We start from the raw sequence: 17904 nt of genomic DNA on the forward strand, positions 1-17904 counted from the left end.
TGATTGTTTCTGGATAGATTGTGTTTTGTCGCAGGCCACAGTGATTGGCGCTTATCATTAAGCCATTGCACGGCAGAGAGCGTTGAATGCGATCAGCTGTCACGGCTTCGGTTCCATCTGCGCGACGCATTGGAACCTCGCCAGGAAGTGCAGGCCGGCCACTGCCAGGGCGAACATGAACCAGATCGGATTCTGCCGTTCGAGCAGGAAGGTCTCGGTCGCCCCGTAATACAGGCCAAACAGCCACACGGTCAGGAACAGCTTTGCCAGCGCGCCACTGCGGCTGTGAGCCTGGGCTGACTGGAAATTGCCGAGCGGTGCGAGCACGAAGACCAGGATCACGAGCAGCAGTCCCGGCAGGCCGATGGTGACCGCAAGGTCGAGATAGCTGTTGTGGCTGTGCGCCGCCGACGTCGCCCATTCAGCGCCCTGGGCGGTCTGCCGCGCAGTGACGTCGTCCCAGAAAGCCGCATAGCCGTGACCGGTGATCGGCTTCTCGGCGAGGGCCGCGAGCGCGAACTCCCAGATCGCGGAGCGGCCCGTGAAGGTCGGATCGAGCGGAAGCAGCCGCGTCATGACCACGAGCGAGGTGCTCAAGACGCTCCCGACCGTCAACAGGTTCATCACGATCAGCGGCACGAAGCAGATGATCCGCTTCAGCCACAAGCCGGGCGTGACATAGACCAGCGACGCGAGAACGTAGATCGCAAGGCACAGCACCGACGACGTCTTGCCGCCGGTGAAGATCAGGAAGATGCCGGCGAGCGCCGCGATCGCGGGTCCCATCACGAACGCGCCCACGGCGGACAGATAGATGCCGACATAGACCAGGATCGTCATCACGGGTGAGGCGACGTTCTTGTGGCCAAAACTGCCACGCCAGTCGCCGGCGAGCTGCGGCTCGGCGATATCAAGCGCGGTGTGGATCGAATATTGCGGCGCGAGGAAGACGCCGAGATAGCAGAGCGCGAGCAGGACCAGCGCAGCGGCACCCAGGCATAGATTGAAGCTGCGCTGCGTCGGCGGCAGCAATGGCAGCAGGACGGCGAGCGATGTCACGCTTGCGAGGAGCACAAACCGCTGGATCGAGACGCCGCGGCTCTCGGAGAGGACGATGTTGATGACCAGCCAGCCCACAAGGCAGAGGTGAAGCGGCGGCACCAGGCTCTTCAGGGCCGGCGCATCCGTGGTCGCAACGAACAGCACCGCGACGGCAGCCAACAGCCCCCAGGAAACATAGGCCAGCGCCATCCGTCCGCCGACGACATTGGCGACATCGGCATCGCGCAGGTCCGGGAAAGGATCGAGCGTCACCAGCACCAGCAGCAGCGACGCGACGGCGACGAGACAGCGCGCAGCCTGCACGGCATTCAGCTGCGCCAGGCAATCGCGCAGGACAAGGCCAAGCGATCGGGCCTCGAGCTCAGTCATTTCAGCGGCGCTGCGGTCCATGCTGCGGTTCATGCTGCGATTCATGGCTCAAGACACTTGGTGACGCCGGTGAGGCTCTAAGTCTTGACTCAACCCTGTTGAGCGCCCCTCATGAGGCGTGCCGGAGATCAGTGCCGGCGGCTGCCGCACGATGCTCCGCGCAATCTCGTAATATTGCAGCGCCCGCTGCTCCAGCGTGAGACTGTCCAGGATAAACCCGCGCGGATCGAACATGCCTGCGGCACACCCGGCCCAGAACTCATCCCAACCCGCTTCGAATCCAGCGACGTCGACGAACTTGGCGCCGCAGCGCTCGTCCCAGTACGGCACGGACGACACCGGCGCGAACTGCACGCGGTGCGGATAGTAATCGGGGTCTCGCCATGGGCCACCCGGATCCCAGGCGAACACCGGAACGCCGCAAGACAACGCCTGCTGATAGGCGATGCCCTGGCTTTCGTTCTGGCACAGGAAGATCATCGCGCGCGAGCGCGCCAGCGCTGACTGGTAGTCTTCCTCCTTGTAGCTGCCGTAGCGCAGCTCCGTGAACGAGCGTCCCTCTTTTTGCAGACGGGCGCGGACGGGTTCGATCAGCTCCGGCGCATAGCGCTCGCGGTCCCAATGGACCTTGTCGTAGATCAGCACGTCGACTGTCTTCTGCGTTCGCTCCGATGGTGCCCAGAGGTCGGTGTCGATGCCGACCGGCCATGCCTCGGTCTCAGGCCAGTACGGCCGGTACATGTCGACGTACCAAGGGCCGGGCACCACGACCTTCTTGACCGGCAGCCGCTTGAACAGATCAGGATCGTCGAGCGGATGATTGTGAGCGGCGACCCCGAGCAGGATCGGGTTCTTCCACGCGAACTTGTCCAGCAGGAAGGTGCGGCCGATGATGCAGGCGAGTTCGTCGGGGTGCCGCGCGATATAGCCGTAGTCGTTGACGCGGTAGCGGATACCGAGCCGATCGAGCCCCGCACAGAGATTGAGGAACACACGAAGCTGGCCGCTCATGCGCGGTTCACCGAACAGCAAGCGGCGAGCCATGCGACGCAGATGGCGGTCGCCGGGCAACCAGCGGTCGTCCTTGTCCTCATAAAAGAGATTGAGGATCATCGCATCGGGGTCGTGTTCGAATGTCTTTGCGGGCACTGGGTCCATCCGCGACGGCCGGATGCGCATTCTCGCATGGGACCGGCTGTCGCACTCTTCCAAATTTGCCACAGGCTTAATGCCAGCGGCTTAACGCTATTCTACGAAACCAGTGCTGCGCACGCGTTCCCGACGGCCATTCGAGTGCAATGCGGGTATCATCCGCAGGCAGCCGAGGTTGCGATCGCCAGCGTTGCCACCCGGCCGATGCGCCCTGGTTAACAGAGCATTAAAGACGAGCCCAAACTTGATCACAGCCGAAGACGTTCTCGAATTGCCGGGCGCCTCTCGCGCCGCGGCGGCTGCGCGCCTCCCGCTGCCGGTGAACTCCGGCGCGTTGGTGTCCGTCGTCATTCCCGCCAAGAACGCCGCGGCTTATGTCGGCGAAACCATCGCGAGCGCGCTGGCACAAGGTGATGTCGCCGAGGTGATCGTCGTGGACGACGGTTCGACCGACGACACCGTTGCGATCGTCCGCGCCGTCCACGACCCGCGGCTGCGCCTGATACACAATGAGTCCGCCGGCGTATCGGCGGCGCGCAATCTCGGCACGCGCTATGCCAGCGGCGAGTGGCTGCTCTTCCTCGATGCCGACGACCGCCTGCGTCCCGGCGCAGTGACGGCATTGCTGGCGGCAGCGCGCGGTGCTCCGCGCGCAGTTCTGGTCTATGGCGACTACAATACGATCGACAGCGAGGGACGGCAGATCGGCCGCCGCGATCTGTTGAAGGGACGCCGCAAGCCGTCTGGTGACGTGCTGACCCGGCTCGCGGCCGGCAACTTCATCGTCAATGGCGGTATCGCGCTCGCACGTGCCGAGGCCTTCCGCGCCATCGGTGGCTTCGACACCTCGCTCCGATATTGTGAGGATTGGCACTGCTGGTGCCGTCTTGCCGCGATCGGCGAATTCGAGTTCGCACCGAGGCTGCTACTCGACTATCGCCTCCACACCGCCAACACCATGAACGCGGCGGTGCGGACGCCAAAGGATTTCTTCCCGGCAATCGCGCGGGTCTTCGACGACGGTTTGATCCTGGCGAGATTGCCCGAGCGCATGACAGCGGGGCTGCGTCTCGCCGCCGAGATTCATCTCGTCACCTATTCGGCGATGCAGGCGGTCCGTTTCAGTCGATATCGCGATGCCTTCGGCTATCTCAAGATGATTGGCCGGCGGTCGCTCAAATCGCTGCCGCGAGCCACGGTCAGGGTCGCTCTCGCCCGCTTCGGCATCTGACCGGCGGCTTCGGCGTCAGGACACGATCTTCGAAGCCTCATAAGGCTTCGGCTCGATCCCGAGCGCCGCCAGCAGCGAGCCGAACGCAACCATCAGGGGGTGTATCGCAACGACGGCTTTCGACGACGTCAACAGTCTCGCGGCGCGGACCAGCGACAGCGGCAAGCGTCCGAGCATCTGCGCGAACACCCGCGCCCGCGCCGCCGGGCTTTGTGCGGCCTTGTATTGCACACGATAGTTGATCGCGCCGATGCGCAGGCCACGCTTTGCGATCCAGCCGAGGCTGGTCCGGCTTTGCGGCACGGTCTCGGTGATCACGGCCTCCGCCGTCCAGTGGAATATCATGCCGGCATCGCGGCACCGCACGAAGAAATCGCAATCGCCGCCGCCGAGAAAATTGAAACGCAGATCGAACGCGGGACGATCGAACCGCTCGAAGGTTGAACGGGTGATCAGGCAATTGCCGCAGCCATAGATCAGGGGCACCGCGCCGGAGTAGTCGTAGGCGGGACAGAAGGCGGGATGGCGCGAAAGCCAGGGCTTGCTGTCATCGTCGAACACCGGCAGCACCGGCCCGCCGACGACGTCGGCGCCCGTTGCTTCCGCGGTACGGACCATCAGTTCGAGCCAGTCAGGCGAGGCGATCTCGTCGTCATCGATCATCAGGAAGCGCGTTGCGGCGGGAAATAGCGCCTGCGCCGTCTCGAAGGCAGCGTTGATCGCCTGGCAATTGCCCTGACGCTTCTCGACGAGACAGACGCCCTGCAGCCTGCCGTCCGTCAGAAACTCCGCAGCAACCGGCGCGCTTTCGCGCTGCGCGGCGTCGTTCTCGACCATGACGACGGCAAAGGAACGCGGGGTACGCTGGTTCACCAGTGATTCCAGCGTCAGCCGCAGGTGCTGCGGTCGACGGAAGCAGGGGATGCAGACGACGATGCCGACCGACAGGTCGAGGATGCGGGAGCTCGCCGCGATCTCCCGGTTGGGATCGCGCACGGCATCGGAGATACGCATGGCGGACAGGTCTGCCGGGATCAATGTCATGACGTCCTAGATGTCCGAGATATATTGAGAAAGCCCTGCTTCAATCACCCGTCCCGCGACGGCACATCGCCGCGGAACAGATGCGCCCCAAAATGAACGGTTGATCGGAAGCGCGTGCCTGCGCCTCGCGCCGATCTCCAGGCTGTCCTGAAACAACATCATGCGTTTAACCGCTTTTGCGGGTTTCTGCCGCGAAATCATCCGTGCGTGATACTGCAATTCGCGGTCCATGCGCCGGCAACAGTTCAACATGAACAATGCCGTAGTTAATGGGGATGCGCATTAACGCGACCGTAAGCACTGCAAGCGGTGAGACCGCGCGGCATCGGATTTGCTCTTCGGGCGAGCGAGTTTTTTCCTGTAAATTTGATTAGAACAAGCGCGGACAAAAAACATGAACAAGCCAACCACGATCGATTTCGCGGCAGCCACGGCGATCCATATCCCCGCGGCCACGGCCTACACCCAGGCGCTCCACGATCTCGTCCCCGGTGAAGCCCGCGACAGCCTGCTCGCCGTTCACGATTTGCTGCGCCGCGAACTGCCGAAAGGCCAACTCGCCATCTACGAAGCCGGCGGCGGTTCGTGCAGCGTCCTGCCGCCGGAAATGCTTGACCGCAGCAAAGTCACCGTCGTCGATATCGACGAGGACCAGGTCCGCAACAACAGCTACGCGGACGAGGCCATCCTCGGCGACGTGCAGACCTACCGTTTCGGGCGCGAGACCTTCGATCTCGTGATCTGCTACAACGTGATCGAGCACCTGCCGAACGTCGACGCCGCGCTTCTGAATTTCCGCGATGCGCTCAAGCGCGGCGGCATGGTCCTGATCGGCGCGCCCAATCCGCGCTCGCTGTCCGGCGTCGTCACCAAATATTCGCCGCACTGGTTTCACGTCTGGTTCTACCGGCATATCCGCGGCATCAAGGACGCCGGTCTGCCCGGCGAGCCACCATTCCCGACCTTCTTTCACGCGCTGGTGACGCTGCCCCGGCTCGAAGCATTCGCGGCCGCCAACGGCCTCGAGATGATCTACCGCCGTGAGGTCGAGAGTCCGCGCTATCCCGAGATGCGTCGGCGCAAGCCGCTGTTCGCGACCCTCGTGGATGCCGGCGCCGCCATGCTGAACGCCGTGCTTCCGCACGGCATCGACGTCCGCCGCGGCGACTATCACGTCATCCTGCGGAAAATCTGACCACCATGGCGCGCGCGCGGCACATCACAGAACAAGCGGAGCCTCGCGGCCACGCCGTGCGCGGTAACGAACCGTTAATCTCCAGGGGCTTGACGCGGTTCGGGCACGCGGCGCGGAGTGGCACGGGCTTAAACGCTTTGTTTGCCATTTCGGTGAATAGTCCCCCAGTGAGTATGGTTAATTTTCCCTGTTGCGTTGATCGGGTACCTATATCCCGGGTGCATGGCGTAGAGCGAAGAGTAACCCCTCAGCCTGCGGCAGTTGGAATGAAAGCTGGGGATCATGCTTGACTATAACCAGCCGATAGATCGGACCAGACCCGAGCCCCCGCAACAGAGATCTCAGGCCGGCTTCAACGTGCTGGAGCTTGCCAATCTGCTCTGGCGGCGCAAGATCGCGATTGCAGCGGCTGCTCTGCTCGGCGCAACGCTTGCCGTCACCGTGGGCAAGAGCCTGACGCCTCGCTACACCGCCACCGCCCAGCTCTACGTCGATCCGCGCGAGCTTCAGCTCGTCGACCGCGAGCTCACGCCTCGGGCGCAGGACGTCTCCGGCATGTCCATGGTGGTGGAGAGCCAGGCGCGACTGATCACCTCCAACAGCGTCCTGCTCAAGGTGATCCAGCAGGCTGGCCTCGACAAGGACCCGGAATTCGGCGGCGGCGGGGACGGCGGGAGCCTGATGTCGTCGCTGCTCGGCTTGATCGGCCTGCAGCCCCGGGCGCCCTCCGGTGCTGGCAACAAGGAGGTGCAGCTTGCGGCGCTCGAGGCGCTGAACCGGCACATTACGATCCGTAAGACCGAGAAGAGCTTCATCGTCGACATCGAGGTCTGGTCGACGGATCCGGCGAAGGCGGCGATGCTCGCCAACACGCTGACCAGCGCCTATCTCGCTGAATCCCGCAACTCGCAGGCCTCCGCCGCACGGCGCGCCACCAACGATCTCTCCGGCCGCCTCAAGGAGTTGCGCGAGCGGCTGCGCAGCGCCGAGACCGCGCTCGCCACCTACAAGGCCCAGAACAATTTTGTCGGCACCCAGGACGCGCTGATCAGCGACCAGCAGCTCTCCGCCAGCAACCAGCGGCTTTCCGCTGCCCGCGCAGCGACGATGGACGCCCAGGCGCGGCTCGACCAGATCGAGGCCAGCCGCCGCACGGCGGCCGATGCCGGCGCGAATTCGGAAGCGCTGCAATCGCCGACCATCGCGAACCTGCGCGCGCAATATGCCGATGCGCGCAAGAGGTACGCTGAGCAAGCCGGCGAGCTCGGCCCACGCCATCCGGCGCTGCGCCAGACCGAAAAGCAGGTCGAGGATCTCAAGCGCACCATCAACGAAGAGATCGACCGCTTCGCCCAGTCCGCCAAGAACGATCTGACGCGCGCCCGCGACTTCGAAGCCTCGCTCAACCGGGCGCTGGAAGCGCAGAAGCGGCAGAGCGTGCAGCTGAGCCAGGCCGCCGTACGCCTGCGCGAGCTCGAGCGCGAGGCCGACGCCAGCCGCGACGTCTATCAATCCTTCCTCAAGCGCTCGCGCGAGACCGAGGAACAGGAGACGCTCAACACCTCGGCGGCTCGCGTCATCGGTGAAGCGACCGTGCCGCAGCGGCGCTCGTTCCCGCCGGCGATGAGCATGTTCGCCATGATCGGTTTCATCTTCGGTGCGCTCGCGGCGTCGGGCTGGTTCGCCGCCGTCGAACTCCTGCTGCTCGGCGCGGCGCCCGCGCCCGCCCGTCGTGCGCCCAAGCCGACGCCGGAGAAGACGCGCGCTCCTGGGGTTTCGCCGGCGCTGGAGGCGTCGCGGCCTGATCAGGTATCGCGGGCCCCGGAAGTCGCGCAGATCCCGCCCGAACTTGCCGCGCCACCGCTGCAACCCGCAATGGTCGAAAAGCCCCTGATCGAAAAGCCGCTGATCGCACGCCTTCAGGAGGCCGAAGTCATTCACACGCTCGGCGCCATTCTCGCCACCGGCGGCGGTGTCGATCTCACCCGGCTCGGCTGGCCGACATTACGGCCCGGCTTTCCCCTGACGAGGCTGCTCAACGCCTGGCGCAACATGCGCACGGCTGTGGCCCGGCGTGCCGGCGGCAAGGCGATGCCGGTCGTCGCGCTCGTCGGCGGCGACGAGACCACCGGGCGCAGCGTGAGCGCGCTGAATTTCGCACTGGCGGCTGCGCGCGATGGCGTTCGCGTGCTGATGATCGACGCCGACCATCAGCTCCACGCGCTCTCGAACAGGGTCAGCCTCCCCGGCACGAGCGAGCCGAGCAGGCTCGGCTGGCTCTCGATCGGCAGCAAGGCCGCACGCGAGATCAAGACGATCAACGGCATTTCGGTGCTGCCGGCCAGCGAGGGCGATGCCGGCAAGGCTGCCGAATCGATCCGCAAGGCGATCGCGCAGGCGCGCGCCGCCGGCGGCTATGACCTCGTGGTCCTGGACGGCCCGGCGATGCCGCTATCGGCCGCCAGCCGCAAGCTGCTCGACGACACCGACGCGCTGGTGGCGGTGCTGCCGACCAGCCTCGACGTCAACGACAGCCTGGAAGAGATCCTGACCGCACTCGGCCGCGCCGAGCGCAAGCTCGTCGGCGTCGTGCTCGACGAGCTCACCCCTGCAATTGAAACGCGCCAGCGAGGCAGACAATATGCTTGAGCGCCGGGTCAACCTCGACGGACGGGCAGCAACTGCTGACGTGCCGCGGATCACCGTCGGCGGGCTTCGCATGGCCGCGGTCGACCTGGAAGCCACCGCCGATTTCATGATCGAGGCGACCGATCCCGATCATCGCATCGGCCGTCCGCTGTTCCTGACCTCGGCCAATGGCGAGGTCCTGGCGCGCTGCTCGACCGAGCCGCAGACCGAACGCCTGTTCCGCGCTGCCGACCTGATCAACGCTGACGGTCAGCCGCTGGTGGCGGCCTCGAAGCTGCAATCCTGGTTTCCGCTGCCCGAGCGCGTCGCGACCACGGATTTGTTCCACGTCGTCGCGCGCAAGGCGGAGGCGGTCGGCCGTACCTTCTACATGCTCGGCGCCAGCGAGGCCGAGAACATCGTGGCCGTCGAGAACGTCCAGAAGATGTATCCGAATCTCAGGATCGTCGGGCGCAGCCACGGCTATCTGAGGGGCGACGCGCTGCGCGCGAAGGTCGAGGAGATCAACGCGCTTGCGCCGGACTATCTTTGGGTCGCGCTCGGCGTGCCCAACGAGCAGGCATTCGTGAAGGAGTTCACGCCGCATCTCACCAATGTTGGCGTTATCAAGACATCCGGCGGCTTGTTTAACTTCTTGTCCGGTAGCCGCGCGCGCGCGCCGCAATGGATGCAGAAGATCGGGCTCGAATGGGTCTGGCGCACGTGGCTCGAGCCGCGCCGCCTGTTCTGGCGCTATTTGACCACCAACCCCCGCGCGCTCTATCTTCTCTTCAGCCGCAACCGACCCCTCCGATAAGAGAAGAGCAGAAGACGACATGACTGACCGACCGACCGTCCTCGTCACAGGGGGCGCGGGCTATATTGGCTCGCATGCCTGCCGCGCATTGACCGCCGCCGGCTACCAGCCCGTCGTTTATGACAATCTCTCGACAGGCCATCGCAGCTTCGTTACCGGCCCCCTGGTGACCGGCGATCTGCTCGACGGCACGGCCCTGGCCCGCACCTTCGCCGACCACAAGATCACGGCGGTGATGCATTTCGCGGCGGCGAGCCTCGTCGGCGAATCCATGGCCGATCCGCAGAAATATTACGTCAACAATGTGCAGGGAACGCTGTCGCTGTTGCAGGCGATGCGCAACGCCGGCTGCCATCGCATCGTGTTCTCCTCGACCGGCGCCGTCTACGGCAATGCCGATTCCAAGGAGCTGCCGGAAGATTTTCCATGCGCCCCGATCAACCCCTACGGCGCATCGAAATGGATGATCGAGCGGATGCTCGTCGATTACCGCTCAGCCTATGGATTTGGCGCATTCTGCCTGCGTTATTTCAACGCCAGCGGCGCCGATCCGGCCGGCGGCATCGGCGAGCTGCGCGACAACGAAACTCACCTCATTCCCCGCGCCATGATGGCGCTGCAGGGCCATGCCGAGTTTGCGGTGTTCGGCGACGACTACGACACGCCGGATGGAACCGCGATCCGCGACTACATCCACGTCACCGACCTAGCAGCGGCGCATGTCGCGGCGCTGAAGCTTCTGCAAGAGGGACATGCCGGCGGCAGCTTCAATCTCGGCACCGGTTCCGGCTTTTCCGTGCGCGAGATCCTCAACGCCATCAGGCAGGAGACCGGGCGCGAGGTGCCCCACACCGTCAAGCCGCGCCGCGCCGGCGATCCCACTTATCTTGTGGCCGATCCCTCCGCAGCCCGGAAGGTGCTGAACTTCGTGCCGCGTCACTCCGATCTGCCTACGGTCATCCGCACCGCCTGGGCCTGGCATCAGAAGGCGCATCCGTTGCCGCCGCGTTAGGCGGCCGTATTGCAGCTTGCCGGCAGGCACCTTGAGCCGCTAAAGAGAAAGAGACTGTGACGACCGGCGGCGGCCGCTTCTCTGGGCGCCGCATGTTTGTGGTATGGCCGCCGATGGGTGCGGCACACCGGGCTCCGCGCCGTTTTTCAAAACTTGAAGACCACGAACCGAGTGCGCGCACCGCTTGCTTCCAGGCGCGACAAGGAGCACGGAGACAATGCATCCGGCCGCGAGCCTGCAATTCGAGCGCGTTATGAACGAGTTCGCCCGCTGGCTCGCCGTGCCCGAGGACGAACGGTCGCCGGCGCCGGCCTGGTGGTGGGGACCCGCGATGGCGGTGCGCGACGTGCACCAGCCGATGCCAAGTGCGTGGGCGTGCGCGCTCGGCCTCAGCGAGGGATCGACCTTTGCCGACGGAGTGCGCCTGCTTCTCGCGCTGTTCGAGGATCAGACCTCACTGCCGTGGCCGGACGATTTTCCACGCAAGGCGGAAAGCAAGGATGACGAGACTCGCGAGCTGCACCCGCAGCCGTCAAACAACAGCGCGTTTCAGCCGTAACGCTGTGGCTCCGGTCACGGCAAGATCCTGCTCCGGTTGAAGCGGCGGCGCCGCGGGCAGCACCATCGGCCGCAGCAGCTCGGCCATCTGCCGCGCCGGCAAGGGCCTGGAGATGAGGAAGCCTTGCATCTCATCGCAACCATGGCTGCGCAGGAACGCCTCCTGCTCGACGTTCTCGACACCTTCGGCGACGACGGTCATGCCGAGCGCCTTGCCCATGCTGATGATCGCTTGCGCGATCGCCTGGTCTTCCGAATCCTGCGGCAGGTCCCGCACGAAGGAACGGTCGATCTTGATGGTGTCGATCGGGAAATGCTTCATCAGCGACATCGACGAATAGCCGGTGCCGAAATCGTCGATGGCAAGGCGAATGCCGCGGCTCTGGATAGCGTCGAGTACCTTGAGCGCGCGACCGACGTTGCGCATCATCATGCTCTCGGTGACCTCGAGCTGGAGCAGCACCGGCGACATGCCGCTGGCGGCCAGCGCTTCGTCGATGTCCTGCAACAGATGCTCGTCGGCGAACTGCCGCGGCGACAGGTTGACCGCCATCGACAGCGGCAACAGACCGCCGCGCTGCCAGGCCATGGCCTGCGCGCAGGCCTCGTTGAGCACCCAGCGGCCGATCGGCACGATCAGCCCGGTTTCCTCCGCAAGCGGGATGAACTGCGCCGGTGAGACGTTGCCGAGGTCAGGGTGCGTCCAGCGCAACAACGCTTCCACGCCGGTGATCTGGCCGGTCTCCATCTCCACCTTGGGCTGGTAGTTCAAGGAAAACTGCTCGCGCTCCAGCGCCCGGCGCAGCGCGCTCTCCAGCGAGAGTCGTTCGATCGACTGCGTCTTCACTTCCTTCGAGAAGAAGCGGTAGCCGTTCTTGCCGTCCTCCTTCGCAAGATACATCGCCATGTCGGCGTTCTTGGTCAGCGTCTGCGCGTCGGAACCGTTGGCCGGATACATCGCGATGCCGATCGAAGCCGTGGTGTGGCACTCGTGCCCGGCCAGCTCCATGGGCTCGGCGAGTGCCGTCAGGAGCCCGGTCGCGATGCGCTGGACCTCATCGATCTCGCCGCATTGATCCAGGATTACCACGAACTCGTCGCCGCCGAGCCGCGCCACCACGTCGCTTGCCCGCAGTGCGCTACGCAGCCGGTTCGCCACTTCCAGCAGAAGGAGGTCGCCGGCCTCATGCCCCAGCGAATCGTTGATGACCTTGAAACGGTCGAGATCGATGAACAGCACCGCAAAACGATGATCGTGACGCTCTGCCGCGTCGATCGCCTCGCGCAAAAGCCCGTTGAAGGTCTCGCGATTCGGAAGGTCCGTCAGGCTGTCATGCGAGGCGAGGTACTCGATGCGCTCGTCCGCCTCGTTCTTGGCGTCGGCGCGATCGAAATTCTCCATCGCAAAGGACACGTTCTCGGCAAGACGCTGCAACAGCTCGACGAATTCGGCCGTGAAGGTGCCGGGCTCGGTCGACATGTAGATCATGACACCAACGGCCTGGTCGTGGACGACGAGCGGAAATGCCGCGCCCGAGCGCGCGCCGTCACTGCGCACGACGGCATGAAAGGCACGGACGCGATCGTCGTTGAGGTAGTCATTGCTGATGCAGGGCTGGCGCGTGCGGAACGCCGTGCCGCTCATCCCGCGCCCTTCGGGCCGCTCGGGATCGATGGAGAGACGGACATTGCGGGTGGTGTCGGACGACGGTCCGGCGCTGGATACGATCTTGAGCTGGTCGCTGTCGGCGCTGGCGAGCGCGATGGTCGTCGAGGTGAACTTGGCGCCGTTCGACGCCGCAAGGCACACAAGGTCGAACAACTCGGCGCGCGATTTCGCCCGCATGATCGCCTCGTTGGTCGCGCTCAGGGCGGCGAACATGCGCGTCAGCCGCTCCTTCTGCGCCTCGGTGCGGGCCTTTTCCTCGGCGCGATCGAAATTGTCGAGCGCGAACGAGACATTTTCCGCGAGGCGAGCCAGCAGCTCGACCAGATCGGGCGTGAATGTATCTTCCTCCGGGGCAAGAAACAGCAGGATGCCGATCGGCTCCTGGCCGGCGCGGAGAAGCGGGAAGCTTGCAGCGGCGCGGGTCCCGTCCTCGGTTGCCTTGGTATGCCAATGCGCCGCTCGGGGATCGTGGAGATAATCGTTGATCACACTGGGCCCTCGCGTGCGCAACGACATGCCGATGATTCCCTGCCCCTCGGGATGATCGGGAGAGACGTTGCAGGTGCGTCCAACCATTCGCTCTTGGAGGCGTCCCTTTACGGCAACCACTTGGACGAGTTCACGCTTGTCGTCCATAATGCCGATTGTCGCCGAGGCGAACACGCCGCCGAGCACCGCTGCCTGGCACGCTCCTTCGAACAGCTCATCGCGCGTCTTGGCGCGCATGATCGCCTCGTTCGTGGCGCTCAGCGCCTCGAACATGCCGCTCAACCTGTTACGCTGCTTGTCGGCCCGCGCCTTCTCGTCGGCACGATCGAGGTTCTCCAGCGCGAAGGCGACATTGGCCTGGAGCTTGCTCAACAACTCGACGAATTCGTCCGTGAAAGTGCCGCACTCGGGCGAATTGAACAGGAATACACCTTCGACCCTGTCGCCATTGAACAGCGGCAGCGCGGTTGACGACGCAATGCCATTGCGGCGCGCGCTGGCGTGCCACGGCTCGAGACGGGTGTCTGCCAGCACGTCGTTGCTGATGCAGGGTTGCCGCGTCCGGAACGCAGTGCCGGTCAGCCCCCGTCCCTCCGCAACCTCGTCGCTGACCGACAGTGTGAAGGATCGGACCTCGTCCGCGTTCGGTCCAAACGAGGCGACAACGCGGAGCAGTCCCGCGTCGCGGTCAAGCAACGCAATGGAGGTCGAGGCGAACTTGGCGCCCTGCACTGTGGCTTCGCAAACCAGATCCAACAATTCGCTGCGCGACTTTGCCCGCAGAATGGCTTCGTTCGTCGCGCTTAGCGCCGCGTACATGCGCGCCAGCCGGTCCTCCTCCAGGGCGATCTGGGCCTTCTCCTTGTCGCGGTCAAAGTTCTCAAGCGCAAAGCATACGTTCTCGGTCATTCGCAGCAACAGTGCGACGATGCCTTCGTCTTTCGCCCAGGATTTGCTTACGAAGAAGAACAGCACGCCGACGCTGGTGTCACGCTTGATCAACGGAGCGGCGACGCAGGCGACCGTGCCGGCATTGACGTTGGTCTGCTCCCAGGTCGTGCCCTTGGTGCGACTGACGAGGTCGTCCTCGACAATGGCTTTCTGCGTCCGGAATACCTCGCCGGTGATGCCCTTGCCGTAGGGACTCTCTGGATCGATCGAGTAGCGCGACTGTCTGATCAAATCCAGATTTTGTCCGGTCGCGGCCACCGGCGTCAGCCATTGCGAATTCGCCTCCCGCAGCAGAACGAAAGTAGCAAGCGATTTGCCGCTATACACAGCGGCATCGCAGACTCGCTGATACAAGTCCAGTTCAGTGCTGGCGTGCAGGATTGCTTCGTTCGTCGCACTAAGCGCGCCGAACATGCGGTTAAGCCGCCGCACTGCCCGCTCGCCATCCAGGCGGGCTCTCTCGGTCGCGAAGCTGTCCAGCGCATGAGAGATATTGGCCGACATCCGCTCGAACAACGAGACCATCGCCTCGTCGAGCGAGCCGGCCCCCGACCGCGTAACATATAGCACCCCGATACTGCGCCCGAGGCAGATCAGGGGTAGCGCCGCGGCTGCGCCGACACCCGCGGCCACCGCGCCGTCGCGCCACGCCAGCGAACGCGGATCGTTCAGGAAATCGTTGCTGATGCAGAGCTTCTGGTTCCGGAACGCCTCGCCCCCGACGCCCAAGCCTTCCGGCGTGCCGGCTTCCGCGGTAATCTCGATCGCGCTCAGCCGCGCCACGTCATCGCCGGTACCAGCCGCAAAGCGGAGCCGCCGGCCGTCCGGCTCCACGAGGAACACGGCGACCGCCAAGAAGTCCCCACTCGAAAATCCGGCGTCGCAGACCTTCTGGTACAGCTCGTCCGGCGATTTCGCGTAGAGAATCGCTTCGTTGATGGCGCTCAACGCCGCAAAGGTGCGCGCGAGTGTCGTCGGCACGATCTCAACTCCCGGGCATTTCTGCCGCTTTTTCCCGCTGACGTTATGACTGGCGATCGCCTAAGTGGTCGTTATTGCGCGCTGCAAACCGTCTATCAAAGTGAACGAGCTGCGAACGAGGGGCGCGAAACTGCCGAAAATACCGCCGCACGAGACGAAGCTTCGACCAAAGGCGCGCTCTCTTGCCGAATTTGCAGCCCTGTATTGGTTTACGGGAGATTGATATCGCGGCGGCGCTTTGAGACGATGGCGGCCAACAAGCAGCCCGTTAAGGGTACCAAGCCGAGGGAACGCCATGCCGATCGTCAGAGCCGATCGCCTCACGCGCATCAGCGCCGCTCTGCTCCGTGCCGCCGGGGCGTCCGAGGAAGAGGCCGACGCGGTGGCGGCCGGCTGCGTCAACGCCAATCTCGCCGGTCATGACTCGCACGGGGTGATCGCCATTCCCACCTATATCGACCGGATCAAAGCCGGCCACATCGCTCCCGGCGCCGAATGGACCATCGTCCAGGAGTCGCCGACCACGACCGTGATCGACGGCCATTGGGGGTTCGGCTTCCACGTCAACGCCAAGGCAATGGCGCTGACGATCGAAAAGGCGAAGACGGCGAACGTCGCCGCCTGCACGGTGTTTCGGCAGAGCCATGTCGGCCGCCTCGCCGCCTATCCGCTGATGGCAATGCGCGCAGGCATGATCGGGATCGCGACGGCGGATTCGGGCCGCTCGCCGAAGCACGTGGCGCCGTTCGGCGGCAAGGAGGCGCGGCTCGGCACCAACCCGATCTCGATCGCCGTACCGTCCGACCTGGATGCGCCGTTCTATCTCGACATGGCGACCTCGGCGGTCGCAGCCGGCAAGATCCAGCTCGCGGTCGCCCGCGGCGAGCAGATTCCGACGGGCTGGATCATCGATGCTGAGGGCCGTCACACCACAGATCCGGCCCAATACCGCAAGGGCGGCGCGCTACTGCCGCTCGGCGGCACCGAGGGCTACAAAGGCAGCGGCCTTGCCGCCATGGTCGAGGTGCTGTGCGGCCTGCTCACCGGCCTCGGCTTCGGTGTCGAGCCCACAGGCCGTCACAACGACGGCTGCTTCATGGCGGTGTTCAATGTCGCGGCATTCCGCCCGCTGAAGGACTTTAAACGCGAGGTCGCCGAATTCGCGCGCTATCTGAAATCGACGCCGCCGTCCGAAGGCAGCAACGGCGTCTACTATCCCGGCGAGATCGAAGGCGTGCGCGAGCAGCAGCGCCAGCGCGACGGCATCGAGGTCGAGGATGCGACCTGGGAAAAGCTGCGCACCCTGGCGCGGGAATACCGGCTCGAAACAGTGCTCGATCTGGCCTGACGGATTTGGAGAACAGCAGCATGACGCGACAGATGGTCCTGGTCGGCTTCCTTCAGGCGCAGAACTGCACCAACTTGCCGAGTTCGTGGCGGCATCCGGACTCGCGCGAGGATTCCATGTCGGCGGACTATTATCAGGAGATCGCCAGGATTCTCGAAGCCGGCAAATTCCACATGGCCTTCTTCGACGACCGCCTGGCAATGCCGGACCGCTACGGCAACGACCACGCCCACACCGTCGAATACGGCATCCGCTGCGTGAAGATGGATCCCCTGATCGTGCTGACCACGATGGGCATGGTCACCGAGAAGCTCGGCCTTGGGGCGACCGGCTCGACGACTTATTTCGAACCTTTCGACATCGCCCGGCGCTTCGCAACCCTCGATTTGATGTCCGGCGGTCGTGCCGGCTGGAACGTCGTGACCTCACTCAATGACGGCGAGGCCTTCAACATGGGCCGGGATTCTCATCCCGAGCACGATGCCCGCTACGACCGCGCCGACGAATTCATGGAAGTCGTGCTCGGCCATTGGGACACTTGGGAAGACGGCGCGCTCATCATGGACAAGCAAAGCGGCCGGTTTGCCGATCCGAGCAAGGTGAAGCGGCTCGATCACAGAGGACCGGCATTCAAGTCACGCGGTCCCTTCACCGTACCGCGCTCGGATCAGGGCCATCCCGTGATCATCCAGGCCGGCGCATCCGGCCGCGGCCAGCGCTTCGCGGGGCGATGGGGCGAGGTGATCTTCACCGCCGCGCGTAATCTCACTGCTGCCAAGGACGGCTATGCGTCCGTGCGTGACGAAGCGGCCAAGGCCGGCCGTGATCCCGACCAGATGTTGCTCTGCAATTTGACGACGCCCGTCTGCGCTGCCACCAAAGCCGAGGCTGAGGACAGGATGGCGCTGATCAACAAGCTGCCGCTCCAGATCGATGCGCTGTCGCTGCTGGCCGAAGCACTCAACTATGATTTCGCCTCCAAAGACCTCGATGAGCCGCTGACGAGCGAAGAATTGAAGAGCATGCAGGGCATTCTGGGCATTCGCGATGGCGTGCTGAAGAATTCCGGCAAGAGCAACCCGAGCGCGCGCGACTTCGTCACCTTTTCCGGCCGCGGCCAGGTTCAGGACGCGATAGTCGGCGGCCCCAAGGAGATCGCGGACAGACTGGAGGAGATGTTCGTGGAGCGTGGCTGCGACGGTTTCGTCATCGCTGCGACCTACGTACCCGGCTCCTACGCCGATTTCGTGCAACATATCGTACCGGAGTTGCAGCGCCGCGGCCTGTTCCAGAGAGACTATCGCGGCAAGACGCTCCGCGAAAATCTCGGACTGAACCGCCCCGCGGCGGGCGCCTGGAAGGTGCAGCCGCGCGATGCCGCAGAATAAGTGCGAGGGT

The 17904-nt window shown here is 64.5% G+C and carries 13 protein-coding genes; 8 read left to right on the forward strand and 5 right to left on the reverse strand.

Annotated elements, in window-relative coordinates; all coding sequences use genetic code 11:
- Positions 1 to 99: 99 nt before the first annotated feature.
- Together IVB28_RS26835 and IVB28_RS26840 are read right to left on the reverse strand one after the other, a co-directional pair.
- Positions 100 to 1452: an O-antigen ligase gene (locus IVB28_RS26835; protein WP_247530394.1), complete on the reverse strand. Its 1353-nt coding sequence runs from the start codon at positions 1450 to 1452 to the stop codon at positions 100 to 102.
- Positions 1453 to 1479: 27 nt separating this feature from the next.
- Positions 1480 to 2580: a glycosyltransferase family 1 protein gene (locus IVB28_RS26840; protein WP_247530202.1), complete on the reverse strand. Its 1101-nt coding sequence runs from the start codon at positions 2578 to 2580 to the stop codon at positions 1480 to 1482.
- A gap of 247 nt (positions 2581 to 2827) precedes the next feature.
- On the opposite strand from IVB28_RS26840, the gene IVB28_RS26845 reads away from it, so the two are divergent.
- The gene (locus IVB28_RS26845) at positions 2828 to 3814 is read left to right on the forward strand and encodes a glycosyltransferase (protein ID WP_247530203.1); all 987 of its coding nucleotides are present in this window, start codon (positions 2828 to 2830) and stop codon (positions 3812 to 3814) included.
- A 15-nt stretch (positions 3815 to 3829) separates the two neighbouring features.
- Here the strand turns inward: IVB28_RS26845 and IVB28_RS26850 are convergent, their stop codons facing one another.
- Together IVB28_RS26850 and IVB28_RS26855 are read right to left on the reverse strand one after the other, a co-directional pair.
- Positions 3830 to 4858, reverse strand: a complete 1029-nt coding sequence (locus IVB28_RS26850) for a glycosyltransferase family 2 protein (RefSeq protein WP_247530204.1) — start codon at positions 4856 to 4858, stop codon at positions 3830 to 3832.
- Between the two features lie 6 nt (positions 4859 to 4864).
- The gene (locus IVB28_RS26855) at positions 4865 to 5089 is read right to left on the reverse strand and encodes a hypothetical protein (RefSeq protein WP_247530205.1); all 225 of its coding nucleotides are present in this window, start codon (positions 5087 to 5089) and stop codon (positions 4865 to 4867) included.
- Between the two features lie 163 nt (positions 5090 to 5252).
- Here IVB28_RS26855 and IVB28_RS26860 point away from each other — a divergent pair, with 163 nt between their 5' ends.
- From IVB28_RS26860 to IVB28_RS26880, 5 genes are all read left to right on the forward strand, one after another.
- The gene (locus IVB28_RS26860; protein WP_247530206.1) at positions 5253 to 6053 is read left to right on the forward strand and encodes a class I SAM-dependent methyltransferase; all 801 of its coding nucleotides are present in this window, start codon (positions 5253 to 5255) and stop codon (positions 6051 to 6053) included.
- A 282-nt stretch (positions 6054 to 6335) separates the two neighbouring features.
- Positions 6336 to 8702: an exopolysaccharide transport family protein gene (locus tag IVB28_RS26865; protein ID WP_247530207.1), complete on the forward strand. Its 2367-nt coding sequence runs from the start codon at positions 6336 to 6338 to the stop codon at positions 8700 to 8702.
- On the forward strand, positions 8695 to 9498 hold the full coding sequence (locus tag IVB28_RS26870; RefSeq protein ID WP_247530209.1) for a WecB/TagA/CpsF family glycosyltransferase: 804 nt from the start codon (positions 8695 to 8697) through the stop codon (positions 9496 to 9498). Before IVB28_RS26865 ends, IVB28_RS26870 begins: the two co-directional genes overlap by 8 nt.
- 19 nt (positions 9499 to 9517) lie before the next feature.
- Positions 9518 to 10510 (forward strand): UDP-glucose 4-epimerase GalE, encoded by a 993-nt coding sequence (gene galE, locus IVB28_RS26875; protein ID WP_247530211.1) that lies wholly within the window; start codon positions 9518 to 9520, stop codon positions 10508 to 10510.
- A 217-nt stretch (positions 10511 to 10727) separates the two neighbouring features.
- Positions 10728 to 11069, forward strand: a complete 342-nt coding sequence (locus IVB28_RS26880) for a hypothetical protein (protein ID WP_247530212.1) — start codon at positions 10728 to 10730, stop codon at positions 11067 to 11069.
- Here the strand turns inward: IVB28_RS26880 and IVB28_RS26885 are convergent.
- The gene (locus IVB28_RS26885) at positions 11043 to 15158 is read right to left on the reverse strand and encodes a GAF domain-containing protein (protein ID WP_247530213.1); all 4116 of its coding nucleotides are present in this window, start codon (positions 15156 to 15158) and stop codon (positions 11043 to 11045) included. The genes IVB28_RS26880 and IVB28_RS26885 overlap by 27 nt on opposite strands.
- A 295-nt stretch (positions 15159 to 15453) precedes the next feature.
- On the opposite strand from IVB28_RS26885, the gene IVB28_RS26890 reads away from it, so the two are divergent.
- Positions 15454 to 16506: an Ldh family oxidoreductase gene (locus IVB28_RS26890; protein WP_247530214.1), complete on the forward strand. Its 1053-nt coding sequence runs from the start codon at positions 15454 to 15456 to the stop codon at positions 16504 to 16506.
- A 20-nt stretch (positions 16507 to 16526) separates the two neighbouring features.
- Positions 16527 to 17894 carry an LLM class flavin-dependent oxidoreductase gene (locus IVB28_RS26895; RefSeq protein WP_247530215.1) on the forward strand — a complete coding sequence of 456 codons (1368 nt, stop codon included), beginning with the start codon at positions 16527 to 16529 and terminating at the stop codon, positions 17892 to 17894.
- Positions 17895 to 17904: the final 10 nt, after the last annotated feature.

Origin of the sequence: Bradyrhizobium sp. 199 (genome assembly GCF_023073355.1) — a bacterium.
Taxonomy (GTDB): Bacteria; Pseudomonadota; Alphaproteobacteria; order Rhizobiales; family Xanthobacteraceae; genus Bradyrhizobium.